Annotated in this window: 14 protein-coding genes and 1 pseudogene; 5 read left to right on the top strand and 10 right to left on the bottom strand. The window is 49.1% G+C overall.

Annotated elements, in window-relative coordinates:
- The first annotated feature begins 168 nt into the window (after window positions 1–168).
- Window positions 169–531 (top strand): hypothetical protein, encoded by a 363-nt coding sequence (locus J4G07_09060; GenBank protein ID MCE2414140.1) that lies wholly within the window; start codon window positions 169–171, stop codon window positions 529–531.
- The gene (locus J4G07_09065) at window positions 524–778 is read left to right on the top strand and encodes a hypothetical protein (GenBank protein MCE2414141.1); all 255 of its coding nucleotides are present in this window, start codon (window positions 524–526) and stop codon (window positions 776–778) included. Before J4G07_09060 ends, J4G07_09065 begins: the two co-directional genes overlap by 8 nt.
- A 45-nt stretch (window positions 779–823) precedes the next feature.
- Here J4G07_09065 and J4G07_09070 read toward each other — a convergent pair whose 3' ends face one another.
- A complete protein-coding gene (locus tag J4G07_09070) occupies window positions 824–1,756 on the bottom strand; it encodes a hypothetical protein (protein MCE2414142.1) in 933 nt (310 codons plus the stop codon).
- 314 nt (window positions 1,757–2,070) lie between these two features.
- Here J4G07_09070 and ndk point away from each other — a divergent pair, with 314 nt between their 5' ends.
- The 3 genes from ndk (at window position 2,071) to J4G07_09085 (ending at window position 4,418) form a co-directional block, all read left to right on the top strand.
- Entirely contained in the window at window positions 2,071–2,535 is a 465-nt protein-coding gene (gene ndk / locus J4G07_09075) for a nucleoside-diphosphate kinase (protein ID MCE2414143.1), read from the top strand.
- 106 nt (window positions 2,536–2,641) lie between these two features.
- Window positions 2,642–3,418 (top strand): NPCBM/NEW2 domain-containing protein, encoded by a 777-nt coding sequence (locus tag J4G07_09080; protein ID MCE2414144.1) that lies wholly within the window; start codon window positions 2,642–2,644, stop codon window positions 3,416–3,418.
- A 229-nt stretch (window positions 3,419–3,647) separates the two neighbouring features.
- The gene (locus J4G07_09085) at window positions 3,648–4,418 is read left to right on the top strand and encodes a LamG domain-containing protein (GenBank protein MCE2414145.1); all 771 of its coding nucleotides are present in this window, start codon (window positions 3,648–3,650) and stop codon (window positions 4,416–4,418) included.
- 205 nt (window positions 4,419–4,623) lie between these two features.
- Here the strand turns inward: J4G07_09085 and J4G07_09090 are convergent, their stop codons facing one another.
- The 9 genes and pseudogenes from J4G07_09090 to J4G07_09130 form a co-directional block, all read right to left on the bottom strand.
- Window positions 4,624–6,411, bottom strand: coding sequence for a tetratricopeptide repeat protein (locus tag J4G07_09090; protein MCE2414146.1), 1,788 nt, complete (start codon window positions 6,409–6,411; stop codon window positions 4,624–4,626).
- A complete protein-coding gene (locus tag J4G07_09095) occupies window positions 6,408–8,168 on the bottom strand; it encodes a CRTAC1 family protein (GenBank protein MCE2414147.1) in 1,761 nt (586 codons plus the stop codon). The genes J4G07_09090 and J4G07_09095 overlap by 4 nt, the downstream gene beginning before the upstream one ends.
- Before the next feature lie 103 nt (window positions 8,169–8,271).
- A complete protein-coding gene (locus J4G07_09100; protein MCE2414148.1) occupies window positions 8,272–9,585 on the bottom strand; it encodes an ATP-grasp domain-containing protein in 1,314 nt (437 codons plus the stop codon).
- A gap of 166 nt (window positions 9,586–9,751) precedes the next feature.
- Complete coding sequence (locus J4G07_09105; GenBank protein MCE2414149.1) at window positions 9,752–10,711, bottom strand: hypothetical protein; 960 nt, start codon at window positions 10,709–10,711, stop codon at window positions 9,752–9,754.
- Between the two features lie 483 nt (window positions 10,712–11,194).
- Window positions 11,195–13,666: pseudogene (gene priA / locus J4G07_09110) on the bottom strand (primosomal protein N').
- Window positions 13,667–13,817: 151 nt separating this feature from the next.
- Window positions 13,818–13,874 (bottom strand): hypothetical protein, encoded by a 57-nt coding sequence (locus J4G07_09115; GenBank protein ID MCE2414150.1) that lies wholly within the window; start codon window positions 13,872–13,874, stop codon window positions 13,818–13,820.
- A 7-nt stretch (window positions 13,875–13,881) separates the two neighbouring features.
- Window positions 13,882–14,598 carry a uracil-DNA glycosylase gene (locus tag J4G07_09120; protein ID MCE2414151.1) on the bottom strand — a complete coding sequence of 239 codons (717 nt, stop codon included), beginning with the start codon at window positions 14,596–14,598 and terminating at the stop codon, window positions 13,882–13,884.
- Window positions 14,599–14,769: 171 nt separating this feature from the next.
- The gene (locus J4G07_09125) at window positions 14,770–16,461 is read right to left on the bottom strand and encodes a site-2 protease family protein (protein MCE2414152.1); all 1,692 of its coding nucleotides are present in this window, start codon (window positions 16,459–16,461) and stop codon (window positions 14,770–14,772) included.
- A gap of 152 nt (window positions 16,462–16,613) precedes the next feature.
- Window positions 16,614–17,774, bottom strand: coding sequence for a 1-deoxy-D-xylulose-5-phosphate reductoisomerase (locus J4G07_09130; GenBank protein MCE2414153.1), 1,161 nt, complete (start codon window positions 17,772–17,774; stop codon window positions 16,614–16,616).
- Between the last annotated feature and the right edge of the window lie 92 nt (window positions 17,775–17,866).

Genomic DNA, 17,866 nt, shown 5'->3' on the forward strand with positions numbered 1-17,866 from the left:
CAGATTTTTCCTTGATACATCACTGCTTTTCTGGTATAACTTAATAAAGTGAAGAGAGAGGATGAAGCCTGTTCTACACCAAAGCCGGGTCTATCAATTTCGGTTTGACTTTCTTATTCTACCAGAAAGGTCCTACCGATATCGACAAAATTTGAGGAGGTGAAACCTATGAGATCTATTGAAAACCAACAAACCCATGTCAATCCTCAGCCAGAACACAAAGGTGAGAACACACAATTTCAGCGCGCCACAATTCTCGATCCTGTCTATGAGGAACCCTACATCGCACACCTCGAAAAAGAATCTGTTGGATGGCACGGATGGATGCCTCAATTTCCTGAAGTCGAATGCACGGCAAAAACGAAAAAAGAACTCCTGAACACGCTTGCAATCAGACTCCGTGAAGCGCTGCAGGCACGTGAGGACGCTTGGGATAAACAGCTTGAAGCGGACATAGAAGCGGGAAAATTGGAGCATCTACGAGAGGACGCACGCCGCGCAAAAAAGGCTGGAAAACTCATTGATCTATAAGACAACGCCTGAGTTCTGGGAGTATTATCACAGACTGCCACAGGACATTCAAAGACGCGCTGATAAACAATTTCAACTTCTAAAGCAGAATCAGAGCCATCCGTCACTTATGTTTAAAAAAACGCGACGATCGAATTATTGGTCCGCAAGAGTTAACGACGACTATCGTGCAATCGCAATCCAAGATGGACAGGTTTTCACTTGGGTTTGGATCGGAAAACACGGCGAATACGACCGCCGGATTTAAAACAAGAAATCCGTATAATCCGTGAAAATCCGCGATTCAGACAAGTTACCCCCGCCCAAACACCAAGACATCGTAATACTGTCCACTATACGTGAATTGGTCTTTGAACCTTCCCTCACAGGTGAATCCGACATCTTCCAAAACCGCCGCCTTCTTCTCAGCACCACTGTCAACATAACACTGAACCTTCACATCAGGAAACACTACCGCTGAAAGCAACGCCGGAACAGCGTCCGCAAAATTCGGATGAAAAAAGAGATCCAACCCAGCAGTCGCTGGGTGCCAACGCGTATCGCGACCGACAGTTGCCCATCCGACAATCGCGCCCTCCGACGAAATTAGCAATTTCGCATCATCGTAGACATCTGCTGCTTCCAAATCGTGTTTGAAGCTGAGAAACCCGCCCTCAAGATTCGTGGGACCGTAAACATTCCACTTAAGACTCCGCAGCGTGTCCCATCCGACAATACCTGATAACGCCGTGACTTTCGGCCAATCGTGCCATTCCACGGGCTTCGGATATGCAGATGTAGGCGCGAAATAGCGTTTCTCGAAGTCTTCATTCACCTGATACTTCATAAAACCGGATTCTGAATAGACACTCTCAAATCCGAAACTATGATAGATGTAATACGGCGGGCTATTGTAGCCCGTCCCGAGATAAAGTCCCCTGCCTGACCGTTGTCGGAAATCCTCCATCTGATACCCCATCACACCTTTGCACGCGCCTTTTCTCCGCTGCTCTGGAAGCGTGAAAACGTGTCCTAAAATACCGACCCCTTCATACTCGACTGTCATGATGTTGGTAATCACATTTCCGTCAAGTTTGCCGACATAGAAACGCGTCTCTAACGCATCAAGCACCTCCATGACACACCGCTCAATGTGCCACTTATAGTTACCCGGCTTATGTCCAAGGAATTGCTTCAGCTCCTCGGCATAGTGTGCGTCGGGGGCGGTAATCACACCGACTTCCATCCGAGTTTATCGTACATAACCACCTCTAAACAATTTTAAGAAACAAATTTTAGGTTTTGAGGAAGGATGGAAGAAGGAGGGAAGGAGGGATGACCAGCCTTCCAATCTTCCAGTCTTCCACCCCACTTGCGGATTCAAAACGTGAAGGTTAATATTGAAACTTGCTTAGATTAACCTTAAGAAATAAAATTGCACCACGCTGAAAAATATGATATACTTAAAATGGCTTGAGGTCAAGCCTGAATGCTTGTATTGTAGGCATTAATATAGGTGTGCTGTGTAGTAGGCACATGCCAAGGTGAAACGGAGGAACTATGGAGACAGAACAGACGCTGGTTCTCATCAAACCGGACGGTGTTCAACGCGGGCTTATCGGTGAAGTCATTACCCGCTATGAACACAAGGGACTCAAAATCGTTGGAATGAAATTGTTGCAGCTCCCGCGCGACACAGCAGAAAAACTCTATGCTGTCCATCAGGGCAAGTCTTTTTACGATGTACTTATAGAATTCATGACTTCAGCGCCTATTGTTGCCTTAGCGGTTGAAGGGCGCGACGCAATAGAATTGGTACGCATCCTTAACGGGGAAACCGACCCAAAGAAGTCGCAACCCGGAAGTATCCGAGGCGATTTCTCAATCAATATCACGCATAACGTCGTGCACGCATCGGACTCTCTCAGGAGTGCTGAGCGTGAATTGGAGATCGTGTTCGCTCCAGATGAACGTTACAATTATCACCGAATAGATGAAACAATCCTGCATCCTTCGGTGGTATAACCGATACGCATCAAACTACGTTTTTTATTCACCACGCACAGTTCCAAAATCTTATTTCGAGAACTTTTGTGCAAAAAACACGAAAAACAGATGGAGGTCAAAACAATTGAAAACTCTTAATGTATGCGCGCTTATCCTTATGCTGACCCTTGGATTCGCTTTCAGCGTCCATGCCGCGAAAAGCGACTGTGAAAACATAGATGGCGACGGCGCGAAGCCTATTAAAGAGGTCGCTAAAGAAGATGCTGGGAAGCAGAACGACTATGACGAGGTTGTCGAAGAAGATGACCGCAAGGGTGTTACCTATCTGGCTTTCATTGGCGGCAGCACACCAAAACCGAATAAGTGTGGACTTAATCCCAAAAACTCGGAAGCTGAATGGACGGGGTGGGGCGGTCCCCTTGATGTAGACAACGCGACTATCGGTGAAGGTGGCGGTACCCGTAACCATATCGTGATTGGTGGTATCTACTTTGAACGCGGGATCGGCTCGCATGCCATTGCAACCATGATCTACGATCTTGGTGGAGACAATTACCTCAAGTTTGAAGGCTACGTCGGTATGTCAGACGAGAAAGATCCAGTAGAATGTAACCACGGTGGTAGTAGCGATTTCATTTTTAGTGTTGACGGAAAAGAGGTTTTCAAATCCGATACACTGCAAGGCACCGATGGCGGAAAACAGGTTGAGGCTGTGAAAGTGGAATTTGACATTCCTGCCAACGCGAAAGAACTTGAAATCATCATGGGTGATGGCGGCGACGGAATCGGCTGCGACCACTCCGCGATTGGCGATGCCAAACTCCTCAATGCCCAAGCACTTGCCGTTGAACCCGCTAACAAACTTCCGACAATCTGGGGACATTTGAAAGATAGTTATTAGACGCTGAGAATCTTTTGACCATTGTAACAGAGGGAAATTCTAAACAATGTTCTTAAACCTGATTTAGAAAAGCCACAATGTGTACAAACATATCAGGCTTTGCTGAGTCAGGTTTTTTCTTGCAATTTCGTGCTATATACGTTATCATAATTAAAAGTAGGATATCAATCTTAATCCCGTAGACGTGCGTTTCAAGCACGCTCTCGGCAAACATAAGAAGGAATTAATTATGAAAAAGGTATTATTAACGCTCGGCGTGATATGTTTCAGCCTCATCGCTGTTCATATCAGCACCGCCGAGATTGACTTCGATACTGCGGTCGGTATCTGGCTCTTTGATGAAGGCAAAGGCGGTGTCGCTAAAGACATATCAGGTGAAGGAAACGACGGCGAAGTCGTTAAAGCCCCATGGGTAGATGGTAAATTCGGCAAGGCTCTCGAATTTGATGGCAAAGCCGGATGTGTCAAGACTGGAGCGAAACTTCTTGAGGCACTCGAAGAATTCACGATTCTTTCATGGATACAAAGCACGGACGATCCACCCGCACGGACTGGACTCGTCGGACAGAACAACGCACCGGAGTTCGGCTTTATTACGACAAATGAGCTGAGCCTCTGGACCCCCTCGGCTGGCTTGACGAATAATCCTTGGAAACACAAACACGGTGATGGTAATTGGCATCACGTCGGGTGTGTCGCTACGCAGGATTACGTCCATACTTATATCGATGGTGAATACGTTGAACAGAAGGGGAAGTGGGCGAATCACGGCGCAGCGCCGTTTGATGTTAACATCGGGGGATGCGGAGTCTGGGATCCAGGTGGAAACTTTTTCCCGGGTCTCATGGACGAAGTCATGATTTTCCACTCAGCATTGGAACAAGAAGATATTCAGGAGTTAATGGACAAAGGCTATGTAAATTATTTGGCTGTTGACCCCGAAGGTAAACTTGGTACAACCTGGGGGAAAATTAAAGCAACGCATCATATGAGTCAATAGCCTCTCCTTTTTTTATGCTCGTAGACGGACTGGGTATCGTAAATTCCGCAGTCCGTCTACGAGTAACCTTTCCGATCACATAATTCTACACTTTACTATAAAATTAGTTTAAAAAAGCAGCCTGCAACAACGGCGCAGGCGGATCTACCCCAACCCTTTTTAAAGTTCCAACCCGTATATCTCTCCGCAAGGTAAAATTAAAAATCTACCTTGATTCATGCAGTTCCCTGAGTTTGTCTAACGCAACCTTGTTCCTCGGCTCTAATTCTAAAACCCGTTCAAAGATACCAATCGCCTCTGATATATTCCCAAGTTCCTGATAAGCAACACCTAAAGCACCATAAGCGCGGACGTGCGTCGCCTCGATTGCGATTACCTTTTTAAAGAGCGAAACGGCTTCGAGGTAATTCTCCTTCATCAGAGAAATTAAGCCGAGTCTATAAATGGCTTGGACATCCGTTGCGTCATGCGTGATAACCTGTTTGTAGTGCGGTTCCGCTGCTGTATAACGCCGTGTTTTCCAATAGGCACCGGCAAGATCGCGATGCACGGACAGTTGAGATGGCACGAGTTTAAGTGCATCCTGATAGTGTCGAATTGCCTCTCCAAGCTGCCCTGTGTTCTCATACACCGTCGCAAGATTCGCGTGGACATTTGAGTAAAAAGTGTCGTAATCCGAAGGGTTCAACCCGCCGCGAGATTCGCTATCTGTTGTATTTCTTTTAAACTGGAGTGCCATTCGGCAGGCGCGGATCGCTGCAGCGGTCTGTCCGGTTTCATAATAAATCTGTCCCATATAGTTATATGCCTGCGCATTCAAGTAGGCTATCTCGGCTGTGCTTCTCTCCTTCTGAACCTCTCTGTCCTTGTCGAGTAGCGATAGGAGGTGTTCTAATGCTGCTAAGGCTTCCTTGTGCCGGGTCCCCGTATAGAGGAGTGAAACGCCATAGTCGAACCAGACCTTTATATCTTTCTGTTCGTCTGAGATAAGCGGCTCAAATTCAGCGACTGCTTTTCTGTACTTGCCTTCCGACATATAACGTCTACCGCGTTCGGCATACAGTGGAGCAGTGACACCCGCTTTAAGCACGTCCCACCATAACGGATCTATCAATTCACCGTATTGACTGGGCTTCCGGGCTGCCTGCGCGTGCTGTTTCGCCGCTTGGGTATCTCCGAGGGCAATAGCGACCTGTGTCATGAGCGCGTGCGCTTCACTTTGTCCTGGATTCAAGCGGAGTGCCTTCTCTAAATGCGTTCGAGCGAGTTTCATCTGCTGTTTCGCAAGTGCGATTTCACCGAGCCAGAGTTCAGAGAATGGGTTGTTCGGTTGGAGGCGTTTGGCGTGTTCCAAATGTTCTTGTGCTTCATCGAATCTCCCCAAAATACGGAGCGCAGAAGCCAGATAGAGATGTGCAGGTGCGGATGTTGAATCCAAGGTAAGCGCACGGGTGAGGTGGTTCACTGCCTCTTCGGGTTGACGCTGTTTCGTCAAACGTCCAAGAAAGTAGAGCCACTTGAATTCATCAGGGGCGAGTCTGCTTGCTTGACGATAACACGGTATTGCTGTGGCTTCCCAGCCATGGCTGAGGTAGACATGCCCGAGTTGTCCCCAGACATCCGCAGTATCGGGAGACTTCCGAACGGCTTTTTGGGCGTTTTCAATCGCCTCTATAAGCGGTTTTTCTTCAACCAAGTCAAGATCTGCAGGTTGGGGAATAGTTGTCAGCACGGATTTTTTTTCAAAAAATCCTTTCAGTTGTCGGTTGTCAGTAACAAGAGGTTTCTCGTCTGTGTATACCCTCTTTAACTGACTGCTGACTGCCGATTGCCGATTGCTAATTTCACTATCCGCAAAAACAGGCACATTGATCAGAATTAAATAAATAAAGAGCATCTGATGAAGGATGGAAAAATGGAAGGATGGAAGGATCGGGCTCCCCAATCTTCCTACCTTCCAAGCTTCCTGCTTTCCGATCTCCAATTTCTTCAAAAAGACACCCCCTCTCCTTGATAAACCACCGCGCGCTGATTGGGAGTCGCGCCGGGAAACTTTTCTCGACTTCCATCCTGCCAGTGCACCTCAATCGCTTGAACTTCATCAATTTTTCCTAATCCGAAATGCACGTTCGACTCACTGCTACTGAGATAACTCGTCCCCGATAGCACATATCCGGTTAACGTCCCTGAGGCCGTCCGAAGCATCACTTGCGCGCCAAGTGCATCGCGATTCTCGGTGATCGCTCGCACGGATAGATAGTGATGTTGTGGTGGCGGAGCATCGTTTCGGAAAAAGCGGAGTCGATTGTCGAGACCACTCACCACCATATCAATATCGCCATCTTTATCAATATCGCCGAAAGCCATTCCGCGGCTGACCTCAATCCGTCGAGTGAAATCGGTGGCTCGCGAACTCACATCGGTGAAATTTGGTTGGAAGGTTGCAAGATTGGAAGATTGGGCCCCCATTCTTCTCTTTTTCCTCTCTTCCATTCCAGTCTCTTGCTGACGGTTTCCGACTGCTGACTGCTGACCGCTATTCTGAAAAAGAAGGTTCGGTTCCGCGTAGAAGTTCCAGAATTCACCGGTGTTCGCACCCGCAAGGATAGGACCGCGCTTCACCCGTCCGTTGACGAGCGCGATGTCCAGATCTGCATCATTGTCGAAGTCCACGAAACCGCATCCAAAACCTGTAAAGGGTAGATCTCGACCGGCGAATCCCGACATCTCCGTCATATCAACGAATACAGAGAAGGTAGCGGTACCCGTATAAAATGTATTTGTTTCACCGGACAGGTGTGTCACAAATAGGTCAGGATGCGTATCACCATTGACATCACCGACAGCGATACCCATACTTCCTTCGGGCTGTCCATAGGCGTTAAACGCCAGACCGTGCAATATGGCTTCCTCAGCAAAAGTGCCATCCTTCTGATTTACCCAGAGTTGGTTCGCTTCACCGTCGTTGGCGACATAAAAATCCGCCCAACCGTCGCCTGTCAAATCGAGACACACAACACCGAGACCTCTCCCCGGCATTGCGGCGATACCCGTCTGTTCCGATACATCTGTGAAAGTGCCGTCGCCGTTGTTTCGGAACAACCTGTCCGCGGCGGGTTCAAAGACTTGTGGATTGCAATAATCTGGAGCACCATGTTTTCCACGACATACCGACGCTGGATCGAACTTAACGTAGTTGGCGACATAGAGATCGAGGTATCCGTCTCTGTCATAATCGCCAAAGGTCGCAGATGTTCCCCACGCTTCGTTTGAGAGTCCGGCTTCCTGTAAAGCAAACGTCCCATCACCGTTGTTCCGATAGAAAACATCGGTATCTCCGTAGTTCGTTACATAGACATCCGCATCCCCATCATTGTCTACATCACCGATTGCGACACCTTGTCCGTAGCCTTCGTGTCCGATACCAGCGGTTTCCGTAACGTCAACAAAAGTTCCGTCAGGTTGTTGACGAAAAAGCCGATTCGGTGCGGGAGTATTCTCTTCCCCGGGTCGCGGAAATCGGACATGCAGAACATCAAGCGCGTCATCGTTATCGTAGTCAAACAGGGCAACCCCACTCCCGATTACCTCCGGTAGGGCGTGCGTCCCGGCGTGCCAATGTGTCTCCGGCTGCGGAAACCCGAGCGCAGCGGTCACTTCCGTAAAAAAGGGCTTGTCCGTCTCCGCGTCTGCTGTCCATAAACAGAGCGCAATAAGGATGAGTGTTATAGCAAATAGTTTAGTAAGCATGTTATTTAAGGGCTGTCAGCGGAGCGGCTTTCAGCAGTCGTTTCATTCCGAAAACGTCAGCACGCGGTTTTCTTTGCTGACTGCTAACTGCTGATTGCTATTCTCACGCTAAAATCACAAATTCCAATCGTCGATGTGCTTCACGCAGTGCCGCCTCCGCCGCCTTCGGTGTTTCAGCACGAGCGAAAATGAAACCGAGGTATCGCGCCCCCTCTGGTAGTGGGACGACCTCCCCACCGATAGGGATTGTGATGTTGACCTCTACGATTCCGTCCACGCAATACGCCGACGTTTTGCCACGCACTTCGCCCAAAATACCTGCCTTCGGGACAGGGATCATCATCACACCTGCTGCCTGCTGCTCACGCTGCAATTCCTCCACCTGCTGCCCAATCGCATGTCGGATAACGAGTTCCTCAAGCGACATTCCGGTTCCGAACCGCAGGCTCCTGGCACAGAGTCCACCAATCGTCCGTGCAGCGATCTCGATCAGATGCGCCCCTTTGTCGTTATAGCGCAATTCGGCATGAATCGGTCCGTGTCTTAACCCCAAGGCATCGGCAGCTTCCGCAGTCGCTCGATGCAACGCCGCTTGGATCTCTATTGATAGACGGGAAGGCGTAACATAGAGCGTCTCTTCGAAAAAGGGACCTTCCAGCGGATCGGGTTTATCAAAAAGCGCGAGTGTCTTCAACTCACCGTCTAACAGGATGCCTTCCAATGCTACCTCTATCCCCGGAATATAGTCCTCAACGAGCAGATACTGTACCAGAGGAGCCTCAGAGGTCATGCGATCACAATCATTATGAGAGTGTGCCTCCGCCGCGGATTCTTGTAAAGTTCGGAGAAGTTTGGCTGTCCGCCCGAAGGCTTCAATAAATTCGGTGGGTGTATCTGCCCTGATGACCCCGCGGCTGGCGGAGAGAGACAACGGCTTAATAATACACGGAAAACTGACGTGTGTATCTGTTCCAAGTTTCGCTGCTATTTCAGCAGGATTCTCTTCAATGGAAAAGCGTTGATAGGCAGGCACCGACACACCATTTGTCGCTAATGTGTCCCGTAAAAGATACTTGTTGCGTGTCGCTTTTGCGGAATCAACGGGGTTATGCGGAAGTCCCAACGCTTCTGACGCAGCCGTTGCCAACAGTGTCGTATCATCGTCAACGCCAACGATTGCCTTGATCGGATAGGTTTCGGCGAATTCAACGATTGCCTGTGTTGCGGCAGTTGGCGTACTGAAATCAAGCACAAGCGTGTGTCGTGGCGATACATCTGCTGTTGTCGCCGCTTCCTCCGATGCGACGACCACCTCTACATTCAACTTCAGGGCTGCTTCGAGGAAATCCGTCGCTCGGTATGTGCGTGTTGGAAGGAGCAGGAGGACACGCGGTTTTTCTGAGAGTTGATGCTGCATGCGGAAATCTCCTGGAGAATGGCTGGCGACTGGAGGCGGGAATGGTTACCAGTCATCAGTTACAAGAGGTTATTGTGAATCGAGCGGAAACATCCAAGCAACACCTCTTAACTGAAAACTGAAAGGATCTCGTAGAAATCCGTCCTAATAACTGATAACTATTCTGCTAACCGTTCCGTGAACCGCGTAACAACTTCTGATACTCCGCATGCGCATTCTGTGGATCGTCCTCGCCATCAAGAACACGGCGCAGGCACTGCACAAAGCCTATCGGGTCATCTTCACCGAAGATCGTCCGTCCGAACAGGATAGCACGTCCGCCGTTGCTGACGACATTGTGCCCAAGCGCGAATGTGCTACGCGCATTTTGACGGGGACCGCCCAATGCACCAATCACCAACGTCGTGTCGAACTGGCACAACTCGGTCCAGACATTAGCGGTTGTATATGCCGTTTTGATAAAGCGCGGGCGTTGGTGTTTTCGGAGATAACTCATCGTGCGGACAATAGAATCGGCGACATACATGCCCCGTTTCTCCTCATCCATCCCCGGCATCTTTACATTCGGCAAAAATACCTCTAAGAGGTGATCGAAGCCCTCAATTTCACCGACGACGTGTGCGAACTGCACATACGCTTGTAACATGCGTTCATCAGCGATCGGATCGTTGTTAAGCGTAATGGAATACAACCCAAGGTTGACTCGGCATTCAAGTGCCGGACCGATGAGTGCCTCACAATAGCGTTGCATGTCCTCGGGAAACACCGTCTGAAACGGCATTGACGGACTCGAAGTATAGACACCAAACCTCGGATTCCAGATAGCCGTCTCTGAGTTCATCCGGACGATGGGTGTAATCGGCGTGTCTTCAAAGAGGTTTTCTTCAAGTGCGAGGGTTTCGGCATCGGCGGGTGTCATGAGAAGCCCGTCTAATTTACCATCTGCAACGAGGTCGCGCTGGAGTTGCAAAAACTCTGCGTGTGTTCGATAGTGCGGTTTCGGGTGTTGTACTTGTCCAAGCCCTTTAATCCCAGCAGACGCGAGCGGATCCGCCGCAAAAACCAGAATCGGGCTACGGGCAAGTAAGTCAGTATCAGCAAGTTTGTCAAATATCCGGTTACCCATGTATTATTATTCCTTTTTTATCGCCAGTTTGAAAATAAATCTGTAGGTGTTTTGCTTGGGTGTTTCCCCAGGTAGAGCGGTAAACACCCATAGAAAGCCGCGTCATGTGAACAGATATTTCGTTTTTCAAGACCACTTTCTGTATCAATGCCGGTAGCGAAACCCAACTTGACACTTTTATCAAACTCACGTTTTTTTATCACTACTGGCTTTCAGTTAAAAGGGATATGTGATTTTTCAAAATTCCTCTTAACTGACTGCCGAAAGGAAAACCTGAATGCAGATTAAGAATTTAATTCGGTAATATTTATTTTTCCCAGGCCCGGTTGGTGCGGTTTTGCGGCGTACTCGCCCAAATGCGATCTGCATTCCTAACCAGGGTTCCCACCCGTTACTGGGAAGGGACGCCGGATATGGTTGTGGAATTACCGAAATATTTATTTAAACTTCATAAAGGTTTTCCGACCTGATGGCTGACGGCTATCAGAGGATATTCGTCGGATCGATGTCGATCACAAATTCAATTGCATTCGATTTAATCGCGACGGGTGGCTCGTCAGATAAGTGCTTAAGGAGTTGACTGATTCTTTCAACGGAGTTGCTTCGAAGTAGAAAATGCCACCGAAATTTCCCTTCGATTTTCGAGAGTGGCGCTGGGGCGGGACCGAGGATTTCTACCGCGGACGCTCCAACGTCGTCTTCTTTCTCATTGGGCTGAGTGGTAGGTGCTTGATCTGTCAACCAAATCTGAAGTTGATTTTGGACAGCATGCGCAGCCGCTTCAACCTGTTTTTCGTCCTTGCCGCGAAGGAGAAGCGTCCCGACATGTGAGAAAGGTGGATACCGTAAAGCACCGCGTGATTCGACCTCCTGCGCATAGAAACTGAGGTAATCGTGCTTTTGTGCGGCGGAAATACAGTAGTGATCAGGCATATAGGTCTGAATGATGACCTTTCCTTCAAGTTCGGCTCGTCCGGAACGTCCAGCGACCTGTGTCAACAGGCTAAACGTCTGTTCACTCGCCCGAAAGTCCGGCAGATTCAAACTGGTATCCGCGGCGATGACCCCAACAAGTGTGACATTCGGGAAGTCTAACCCCTTTGATACCATCTGCGTGCCTATGAGAATATCAATCTGCTGCTGCTCAAATGTCCCTAAAATCTGCTGATGCGCATTTTTTCGTGCTGTTGAATCGGCATCAAACCGCTTCACACGTGCCTGTGGGAACGCTTTCCCCACCTCTTGCTCAACAGCCTCGGTTCCCAGCCCAAAATACCGAATCGCAGGGCTGCTACACTCTGGACAGGTCGGATGCGTCGGACGTTTATCACCACAGTGGTGACAAACGAGACGTTTCGTCTCAAAGTGGAAAGTCAATGAAATAGAGCAATTTTCGCAGCGTTCAACATAACCACACGTTCGGCAGAACACATGCGTGGAATGCCCACGTCTGTTGAGAAATAGGATAATTTGCTCTCGCCTTTCCAATCGTTCTTCAATCGAATTTCGAAGGACATCTGAAAAGATAGTTCTGTTGCCTTTTTTCAATTCAGTCCGCATATCAACGATGTGGACATCAGGCATCTTTCTATTAAGAACGCGATCTGGCAGGCTGAGAAGCCGATACCGCCCATTTTTCGCACGATGAAAACTTTCAAGTGACGGGGTCGCACTCCCAAGTACGACAGGACAGTTTGCGAGTTCACCCCGCTTCTGCGCGACATCCCGTGCGTGGTAACGCGGGACTGTATCCGATTTATAGGAATCCGAATGTTCTTCGTCTATAATTAGCATACCCAGTTCTTTCACTGGGGCAAAGACAGCAGAACGCGGTCCAATCACAATGTCCGCATCTCCCTTTTGAATACGATGCCACTGATCATAGCGTTCCCCATCACTCAACCGACTGTGCAGCAACGCTACCCGTTCCCCGAATCGTCCAACAAATCGAGAGGCAGCCTGCGGTGTGAGTGATATTTCCGGCACTAATACGATGACAGATTTCCCGTTTCCAAGGACTTTTGTCATCGCTTGCATGTAGACTTCGGTCTTTCCACTTCCCGTTACACCGTGGAGCAGAAAGGTGGGCGCACGTTCAGCAGCACGGACGGATTCCGAGGTAACGCGATCGCGCGCATCGCGATGGTGTCCCTCCGCTGACGCGTCTATAGTCTGTGGAGAAAGTATATTTTGAATCTCCGCGAACGCCATCAATTGCGCAGCGTTCAAGTCAAGCGGTTGTGTTGCAGCGATCGGTTCAGAACTCAAAGGATTACGAACGGCTTCTGCACGTGTGATGTGAAGAAAACCGCGTCTTTCAAGCGTGCGAAGCAGAGAGATACTGGTATTCACGCGTTTGGTGAGGTCGGTTGTCGTCAAAGGACCACCTTCATCAAGCAGGAGTTGCAGTATTTCGGCATGCTTCGCAGCGGCAACGTTCCGACGCCTGCCCGGTAACCGACCAGACGAATCTTTGGAATCGTCCGCCTCACACCTGAGTAGATCAATTTCCGCTTCAATATCAGCAGTCGGTGCAGCTAAAATTGCCACAGAGGTTAACTGCGTGTTGGCTTTCGGTTTGTGGGTGACATCAAGGCTAACGATGCCCTTTTCTTGGAGCGCAGTAATCTTCGGACGGAGATTTTGGTAAGTGACACCCATACGTCGGGCAAGTTGATTCAGAGACAACTCACCCTCTGCTTCCAATAGCGAGACGAGTGCCTTTTGCACTTTTCCCTGTGACGCAGGTGCTCCTGATAAGAGTCGCACTTTCTGTTCTTTCTGCGTTCGCACAGCCGCCGGCACGGCGCAAAAGAGCGAGAGACCCCACGAGCAGACATAATATTCTGCCATCCATTTCGTAAGTGCGAGCAGTTCAGTGGAGAAGGTCGGGGTTTCATCAAGGCAGGCGGAAATATTTCTGATAATATCAGGAGCAAGATCGGTTTCATCGAGTCGCTCAACGACAACGCCTTCTTGACGTGTCCCACGGAAAGGTGCTAACACCCGGGTCCCGAGTTGTAAAGCTGCATCCATCTGCGGCGGCACACCGTAGGTGAAAACTTGATCGACCGATAGCGGAAAAGCAATGTTTGCATATTTTAATTTATTGCCGCTTGGGCTGTGCTCCACTACATTCCGCACAGGTTTCCGATCCTCCTATCTGACTGCTATTCCGCTAAAAAAGCAAGCACCTTTTTCACATCTTCCCACACGTCACGTTTGCCATTCGGGTTTCTAAGGAGGTATGCCGGGTGATACGTCGGCATGACGACTGGCGGTTTTTTATGTGGAAGAACGCGGAGTCCTGGCACGTTACACGGATGAAACTCTCCACGAAGTTTTGTAATACCGGTTTTTGTCCCAAGTATCATCTGTGCTGCAAAAGATCCGAGTGCCACAATCACCTTCGGCTGAATGAGCTCTATCTGACGCACCAAATAAGGACTACAGGTTTCGACCTCGATGGGTTGAGGATTCCTGTTGCCGGGTGGACGACACTTAAGCACATTCGCGATATAGACATCCTCGCGTTTGAGTTTCATCCCCGCCTCAATGATCTGCGTCAGCAATTGGCCTGCTCTACCGACAAAGGGTTCTCCCTGTCGGTCTTCATCCGCACCGGGTGCCTCTCCGATGAACATAAGGTCAGTATCCGTGTTTCCAACACCAAAAACGACACTGTTCCGTGTCTCGTGCAACGGACATTTAGTGCAACTTGCGGCATCGGTAGCCAGCGTAGGTAGATCGAAGTTCGCATAGGGCGATTCCCGCTCTGGCTCGCTTAGTTCTGATTCTATGAAACCGAGTTGAAGTTGTTCTTCCACGTGTTCCCTCACACTTGCAATAAGTTCTACATATTCTTTTCTGAGACTGTCTCTATCCATAATGTTTTCAGGTCGGATTTTCTGCGAAAACCCTTTCAGTTGTCAGCAATCAGAGGAAATAGTTATCAGTTTTCAGTCTTTAGTTATCGGTTAAGAGGTTTTCGTTTGACAGAACTCTCTTGTAACTGACGGCTGATGGAAACCGATGGCTGACTGCTATTTTGTCGACCGCTAATTTCGTAGATCGTGAATCAGGGACATACCATCGAACCAAGTGATGTACAGGAAAAGGGCAATCAGGAGAACAATACAAACCTGTTGAACAATCTCTTGTGCTTTCCGAGGCATCGGTCTGCCACGGATCTTCTCGACAGCGAAAAACAGCAACTGCCCCCCGTCAGCAATCGGAATCGGCAACAGATTGACAATGCAAAGATTGATACTAATAAACCCAATGAAAAAGAGAACACTGCTTAACCCGACCCTGTCAAACATACGACTCGTGGCGTTCGCGATACCGATTGGACCGGCGAGATGTTTCGGTGATACCTCTCCACCTACCAACTGTTGCAAGGTTCTCCCGACAGTTGTAAAGGTCAACCATGTCGCTTCAACGCCTTTCCCGAACCCTGCAAAAAGGTTATAATCCGGCAAAGGTGCTGTTTTTGCACCGAATTCCATTCCACTCAGGGACGTCTGCCACGCCAATCCGAAGAGCGCTCCTTCGGTATCTACCTCTGAGCCTTGAATCTCTGCGGCGAGCGTTACCTTTTTCAGGCTACCGTCTCGCAGCAATCCAACTTCGATCGGTTGACTGGTGTCCATTGTCTTGAGTTCTGAATAGAGCGTCGCATTGTCTACTGGCACTCCGTTAAGCGTCGCAAGCACATCTCCATCTTGGATCCCAGCGTTATGTGCGATGCTATTTGCTTGGATACTCGCTTTCACACGCCAGCGCACAGGCAGTTCAAGTGTGAATGTCTCATCACCACGGCGAATACCAAGCGTCAACGCTTCCTGATTTTCGTTAATACTTTGATAAAGGGTCTGATATTTCTCATTACGCCAGTCTTGCGAAGCGTGCCAGACGCCGTATCCAAAATAAGGAACGTTGTGGAGTTTCTTACCGTTGATGCTCACAATCTGGTCGCCGACTTGGATTCCCGTCTGTGCCGCGAGACTCCCTTCTTCGACATGATTGACAATTGTTTCCGTTCTACTGCTCACTCGAATGACGCCAATATCGCCTCTGACACTCGGCTCCGCATCGGGTATAACAGAAAGGAACTTGCGTTCGCCATCGCGTTCCACAACGAGATCAACAGGTCTATTGGCACTGGTGAAAATCCGCGTTTGGAACATCGCCCAATGGCTAATTGGATCCCCATTGACGGAAACAATTGTATCGCCAGGCATTAGCCCACCCACAGCACCCGCTCCATCATCAGCCACCCAGCCAATCTGAATTGCCTCTTTTTCACCAAGCGGTAAGCCTGTTAATCCACCGATCAACCGAGCGGAATCCGCGTTAATCCCGGTAGTAAAGACAAGCCAATATACCAAAAAACCGAACAACAGATTAACTGCGGGACCCGCGGCGACGACATAGGCACGACTGCCGATCGGGGCACTCGCGAATTCACCCTGCGCGCCGGTTTGTTCCGTTGGACTCTCCCCTTCCATTTGAACATAGCCACCGAATGGCAATAGTGAGAGTCTATAATCTGTTTCACCTCGCTGAAACCCAATGAGTTTCGGACCGAAGCCGAGAGAGAAGGTGTTTACTTTGATACCAGACCGTTTCGCGGCATAAAAATGACCAAGTTCATGAATGAAAATAATAAATCCGAGAGGAATAATCGCAAGAAATGCCGTTTTTATGTAGGGAACTATGGAGCTAATCAGGTCAACAAAGAATTCCATGGTATTTATTTCCTCGTTATGAGTTTTCAGTTTTCAGTGACTCGCTTGTGGTATGATTCTCATTGCGAAGTAGTTTTCAACCGCCATACCTCTTAACTGACGACTGACGACCGAAAGGATTTTTTGAAAAAATCCGTCCTGATAACTATTTTTTATTTTTTAATTATTGAATGTGCTGTTGATTTTGCCCACCGGTCAACCTCGAGGATATCCGAAAGTGTTGGATCAGCGACCACCTCATGTGCATCCATCACACGCTTGAGGATCGCCGGAATATCCATAAATCCGATGCGTGTATCAAGAAAAGCCTCCACGACCACCTCATCTGCGCTACTGAGCACTACAGGGAGTGTGCCACCGACTTCTGCAGCGGTATACGCCAGCGAAAGGCATGGAAATTTCTCAAAGTCAACCGGTTCAAAGTGTAGCGTGCGTGCTTGCCTTAAATCCAAACGTGGCACGGGTGCCGAAAGTCTACGGGGATAGGTTAAAGCGTATTGGATCATAATACGCATATCTGTGGGTCCCAGTTGCGCGAGTGTGGAGCCATCTTTCCATTCCACCATAGAATGGACAATACTTTCTGGATGGACGACGACATCAATCTTTGAAAGCTCCATATCGAACAACCATTTCGCCTCAATGACTTCCAGCCCTTTGTTCATCATTGTCGCCGAGTCGATTGTAATTTTCTGCCCCATCTTCCAATTCGGGTGCCGGAGTGCTTGCTGCGGCGTGACGGAATAGAGTGATTCTTTGGGTACCTCTCGGAAGGGGCCTCCTGACGCGGTAATCAGGAGCCGATGGATATCTGCCTGTTGATCGCGTGCCCCCTCCAAACATTGGAAAATGGCACTCATTTCACCATCTATCGGTATTAAGTTAACACCGTTTTTTTGCACAGCCTTATTCACAAGAGCTCCCGCCATCACCATGACCTCTTTATTAACAAAAGCGATGTCCTTTCCGGCGTTAATCGCTGCCAAGGTCGGCAACAGACCCGCAGTTCCGCCCATTCCATCCAAGACTTGCGTCGCTTGCGGCATTGTCGCTACGGCTTGAAGTCCCTCGGTGCCAGCGAGTACGTGTGTGCAGTTGAGATCTCGGATCCGTTCTCGGAGTTGTGACGCTGCTGTGGGTTCATTTAGAGCCACCAACGCAGGACGATACTGTCGAATCTGTTGTTCAAGGGTATCAATATCTCGGTTCGCAGCGAGACCGACTACCTTAAATTCGTCAGCATGCGTTTCGACAACGCTGAGGGTGTTCTTTCCAATAGAGCCCGTGCTACCGAGTATGGCGATGTGCTTCATTTATTATAGCCGTCAGCCGTCAGCAATCAGCGGTCAGAATTAGCAAAACGGTGTAGGTTCATCAAAAACTATATTACCGAAAGCCGACAGCC

Source organism: Candidatus Poribacteria bacterium (genome assembly GCA_021295715.1).
GTDB lineage: Bacteria > Poribacteria > WGA-4E > WGA-4E > WGA-3G > WGA-3G.

What these genes read in the sequence shown, in the direction of transcription:
- J4G07_09060 (MCE2414140.1), top strand. Translation starts at nt 169, where the DNA reads ATGAGATCTATTGAAAACCAACAAACCCATGTCAATCCTCAGCCAGAA.
- J4G07_09070 (MCE2414142.1), bottom strand. Translation starts at nt 1,756, where the DNA reads ATGGAAGTCGGTGTGATTACCGCCCCCGACGCACACTATGCCGAGGAG.
- ndk (MCE2414143.1), top strand. Translation starts at nt 2,071, where the DNA reads ATGGAGACAGAACAGACGCTGGTTCTCATCAAACCGGACGGTGTTCAA.
- J4G07_09085 (MCE2414145.1), top strand. Translation starts at nt 3,648, where the DNA reads ATGAAAAAGGTATTATTAACGCTCGGCGTGATATGTTTCAGCCTCATC.
- J4G07_09095 (MCE2414147.1), bottom strand. Translation starts at nt 8,168, where the DNA reads ATGCTTACTAAACTATTTGCTATAACACTCATCCTTATTGCGCTCTGT.
- J4G07_09100 (MCE2414148.1), bottom strand. Translation starts at nt 9,585, where the DNA reads ATGCAGCATCAACTCTCAGAAAAACCGCGTGTCCTCCTGCTCCTTCCA.
- J4G07_09105 (MCE2414149.1), bottom strand. Translation starts at nt 10,711, where the DNA reads ATGGGTAACCGGATATTTGACAAACTTGCTGATACTGACTTACTTGCC.
- J4G07_09120 (MCE2414151.1), bottom strand. Translation starts at nt 14,598, where the DNA reads ATGGATAGAGACAGTCTCAGAAAAGAATATGTAGAACTTATTGCAAGT.
- J4G07_09125 (MCE2414152.1), bottom strand. Translation starts at nt 16,461, where the DNA reads ATGGAATTCTTTGTTGACCTGATTAGCTCCATAGTTCCCTACATAAAA.
- J4G07_09130 (MCE2414153.1), bottom strand. Translation starts at nt 17,774, where the DNA reads ATGAAGCACATCGCCATACTCGGTAGCACGGGCTCTATTGGAAAGAAC.